The following is a 4,169-nucleotide window of genomic DNA, read 5'->3' as shown; positions in this document are numbered from 1 at the left end:
CCACCAAAGTGCTTACGGAAATAGATACGATCTTCTTCTACGCTAACGCTTTCAATAATACCACAGTAGTTAGGTCCGACGATAATATCATCTGGACATGCTTCACGTGGAGCCACTTTGGTTTTCTCAAGTACCTTACGAAAGACAGGAACCATCATGTCATCGTAAACAGATACGACATTATCACATCCAGTAGTGGTTTCAACTGCTACATATTTACGTACACCGCGAGTATCAATAGAGATATCGCCGATTGCAGAAATTGCACCATCTTTACTTGACAGGTAGTTGTTGTTAGATACCAGATTGATAAATTTGTCGATCTTTTTCATTCTATATTTCCTTATATTAGCTGCCCTTACGGGCAGCTAGAGAGTACATTATGCTTCGAGTACATTACAGGCAGGTTCATCGTCCTGCGGTTCTGATCCAATAGCCGCATTAGGCACATCTGCCATGACTTCAGTAGGTACCGGACGGAACAACATACCGAATTCTTCATTACGCACGATGCGACCATAGCCGCGCTGACACCGTACAAACCAGTCGTCTTTACGCGGGTTGTTACGGTGCATGAAGTCTGAACTTACATGGATCGTTTCTTCCATACCATGAATGGTAAATGTAGCAGCCATGGTACCTGGATCTACAACAATGCCAGAAATCTGAACAGCGTCATATTGATCAGTGGAAGTATATTTTTGCAGTTCCATTTTAAAACCCTTAATGGTGGTGTATTGTTCATAAGAACGACACCCCATTTATTCTTTATTGCACACAGCCTCTAATATATCCAAATGAACCAAATCATCCTCATATCCACGGAAGTCCGTATGTCGACGATCGTATTTAGATTTACCCTTTACAACCGTAGAGATATCGATGTTCTTATCCCAGAAATCAATCGGAGTGATACCTAAACACTCGGCAGGTGGAGCGAATGGATAAGCCTTAGCTTTCACCGGACGTAGTGACTTAGTATCTTTGTAATCGATCTTGTTTACCATCATTCCATTCTCAGTGACGTTGATAAAACCATCACTGAATGTAATTAACCCTAAGCTATACAACTCTGTTAATGCAGCATCGTTATATATGCCAGAGACACTCTTAGCCGGGCACGTAATGCGATCCAGTAAAGCTAATGCTCTAGCTGGAATCTTACGAACACGCTTAGTGCATGCAACAAAGTTACTTAAGGTAAATTCTGTTTTCGACATCATAATATCCTTGAAAGGTCTTGGTTCACTTAGATAATATATATCTAAGAAGATTTAGAGGAGGGGTTTCCCCCTCCTCCTTATTTTACTTTTGTGCTTTGGTCCAGCTATAGAAACCATAGCAGCTATTCACTAAGAATGCTGACCACATAGCTAACGCTGCAATTCCTTCACCGTTACCGTTAGTTAGGTTCCATGCCCACATACCGATACCAGTTAAGTTAACCAGAATCCAACAAACCCATTGCTCACGATATCGCAATGCCATCAGGATTGTCGCTGTAACTGAAAGCACTACGTTACTGGAGTCCAACATTGGATGTGCACCATTGAAAGAAGCTAACAATGACGCTCCTAAGAATATCGCACACATCACAGCAGGCACTACAAATGACAATGCTTTGCTGTCCAATGCTTTAGACTCAACGCAATCATCGTAATCAGAGTTCTTGTTCCACAGATACAGTCCAATAAATTGGAACGGTACATATAGCACCCAGTTAAGTGCCATATCGCCATAGAACGCACTGTTATACGATGCCAGTCCGTATAAGCTGCAGTTAATCAAACCCCAGAAGAAGTTCGTTAACTTTCTGTCAGCCACCAGCACCACGCAGAACAATCCAGCAATAGCTGAAAGTGTTTCCCACCATGAACTGTTGTTGATGGCGCAAACATAAATGATAATGATTGCTGCGGTTGGTACAAACCAGCGGCCCCAACGTGATAGCTGAATCAGTTCCCGTACGATCTGATATGGGTTCATGAAATTGAACATGTGTATATCCTTATTTGATTGTTACTTTACGCGCCATGATTGACTTAACTACATCGATAGACTTACACAGTCTTTGATTGTAGTCACCGCTTACCACGTGCAGCTCAGTGCCCTTACGCTTAGCGTAGTTCTCCAGCATGGTATGGAACAACCGACGGGTGTAGTCACGATCAGTGTTCTTACGCAAGCCATCTGCAACCCACTCAACATCATCAGTCAGATAGATGAACGCATCGTATTGTTCCAGCTCAGCATATGCCGTCGCTAACGGGTTTTCACGACCTTCGTACATTAAGCAGAAGAAATTCGTGCTTAACGCAGCTGTGTCAGCAAACATGACTTGGTTAGCACATGCTAATGCGTCTTGCTCCATTTCAAAACGCTTAGCAGCGATATGGCCGTAGTCATCAAAAGTCAGTAGAGTCTCATCCATACATAACTTTTGTTCGCAATAAGTACGTCCGTATTCTTCCACCCATGATGTACGGAAGAACTTAGCCAGCATCTTAGTCAGCGATGTCTTACCAACCGATTCGGTGCCTACAATACAGATCTTGGTAGCGAAGTCTTTGCGCACCACAGAAGGCATGTAGCTCCAATGGCGATAGATATCTTTACGGATAGCTGTCGCAGAGATAGGCACTTCAATACGCTTAGCATCGTTAACCACAACACTCAATGTATGCCCAGCAAAGTACTTGGTGTAATCACTTACATCTTGTTCTTCTGAAGTAAAGACAGCATCGAAAGTAATTTTCGGTAATGCTTCCTTAACCAGCTTAGACCAGTGTTCCCACCCGTTCGGATATTCAGGGACATTAGTCTCATCCACATGTAAGATATGAATATGTGGCATATCTTTAAAGATAGTACGCATCCACAATACACGATTACGCAATGAAAGACGTGGGTCTTCAAAACGATTGTCGTTCTGCGACACTACTACATACAGGTTCTTAACGCGAGTAGCTGCCATGTGGATATGATGGATATGCCCAAGGTGAGGCATTGCAAATTTACCGGTTAACCAACCGTTTTCCATTAATGGTGTCATTCACTTGCCCCTTAAACTGCAATTGGTGCTGGGATATGATCATGTGGCTCATAACCACGAATTTCAAAATCTTCAATTTTGTAATCGAAGATACTTGATGGTTTACGATTGATATGCAGATACGGTAATGCCTTAGGCTCACGCGATAGCAGTACGTTAGCTTGCTGCATATGGTTCTTATACAGGTGTACGTCACCACCAGTCCAAACGAACTCATCCGGGATCATATTGCATTGTTGTGCAATCATATGCGTTAGCAGTGCATAGCTTGCGATGTTGAATGGTAAACCGAGGAACGTGTCACACGAACGTTGGAATAACTGACAGCTCAACTTACGTGTAGGGTACGCTAAACCATGTTCGCTCTCTGCCCACGCAGCGTATGTAGTTACCGGACCGTCTTTCCATTCTTCTAATACATCACTTGGTGTATTAAACACCCAATGTTCGAAACGCTCCTCCACCGACATTTCAACAGTGTAGAACTGGAACAATGCATGACATGGCATTAGCGCCATCTTATCCAATTCGCCGACGTTCCAAGCCGATACAATAATACGGCGCGAATCAGGATCGTTTTTCAGTAGCTCAATTGCTTCAGAGATCTGATCAATAGTCCGACCATCTGCAGCTTCCCATGAACGCCACTGATGGCCATACACTGGACCCAAATCGCCTTTACGTGCTTTATACACGATATGGTCTTTAGGCAATAGCCCTGCTTCTTTACACAACTCAGTGAAATCTTCTACTGTCTGGTAATGCATCAGCTTATTTACCAGATATGTAGAAGTCATGGCTTCATGCGTGTTAAATACTTTGCCGGTGTTTAACAGATTATCTACCGTAGCATCACGATCGAGTACGTCTTCTGGAGCAGCCCATTCATCCCAGATACGTACTTTGTTATCATTCAAATACTGGATGTTGGTATCGCCATTTAAGAACCATAATAGCTCATGGATAATGGAACGCAGGTGACAGCGCTTGGTAGTTACCAGTGGGAACCCTTCGGTAAGATCAAAACGCATCTGATGTCCGAATACTGACAATGTACCGGTTCCAGTACGGTCTTCTTTGCTAGCACCGTTTTCCAGAATATGTGTTAATAAGTCTT

At 43.2% G+C, this 4,169-nt stretch carries 6 protein-coding genes; all 6 read right to left on the bottom strand.

Annotation, left to right across the window (positions count from 1 at the left end; genetic code table 11):
• The coding region (locus ACRDDY_RS16940; RefSeq protein ID WP_438566110.1) for a hypothetical protein at positions 1-332 on the bottom strand (332 nt) is incomplete at its 3' end.
• 48 nt (positions 333-380) lie between these two features.
• Positions 381-713: a hypothetical protein gene (locus ACRDDY_RS16935; protein WP_438566109.1), complete on the bottom strand. Its 333-nt coding sequence runs from the start codon at positions 711-713 to the stop codon at positions 381-383.
• Between the two features lie 48 nt (positions 714-761).
• Positions 762-1,220 (bottom strand): hypothetical protein, encoded by a 459-nt coding sequence (locus ACRDDY_RS16930; RefSeq protein ID WP_438566108.1) that lies wholly within the window; start codon positions 1,218-1,220, stop codon positions 762-764.
• An 85-nt stretch (positions 1,221-1,305) separates the two neighbouring features.
• Positions 1,306-1,986 carry a nicotinamide riboside transporter PnuC gene (gene pnuC / locus ACRDDY_RS16925; protein ID WP_438566111.1) on the bottom strand — a complete coding sequence of 227 codons (681 nt, stop codon included), beginning with the start codon at positions 1,984-1,986 and terminating at the stop codon, positions 1,306-1,308.
• Positions 1,987-2,008: 22 nt separating this feature from the next.
• On the bottom strand, positions 2,009-3,052 hold the full coding sequence (gene nadR, locus ACRDDY_RS16920) for a multifunctional transcriptional regulator/nicotinamide-nucleotide adenylyltransferase/ribosylnicotinamide kinase NadR (protein ID WP_438566107.1): 1,044 nt from the start codon (positions 3,050-3,052) through the stop codon (positions 2,009-2,011).
• Between the two features lie 11 nt (positions 3,053-3,063).
• A partial coding sequence (thyA, locus tag ACRDDY_RS16915; protein ID WP_438566106.1) for a thymidylate synthase occupies positions 3,064-4,169 on the bottom strand: 1,106 nt, incomplete at its 5' end.

The sequence above is a fragment of the Clostridium sp. genome (assembly GCF_051656525.1).
GTDB lineage: Bacteria > Bacillota > Clostridia > Clostridiales > Clostridiaceae > Clostridium.
This window is presented reverse-complemented; position numbering and strand designations above follow the sequence as displayed.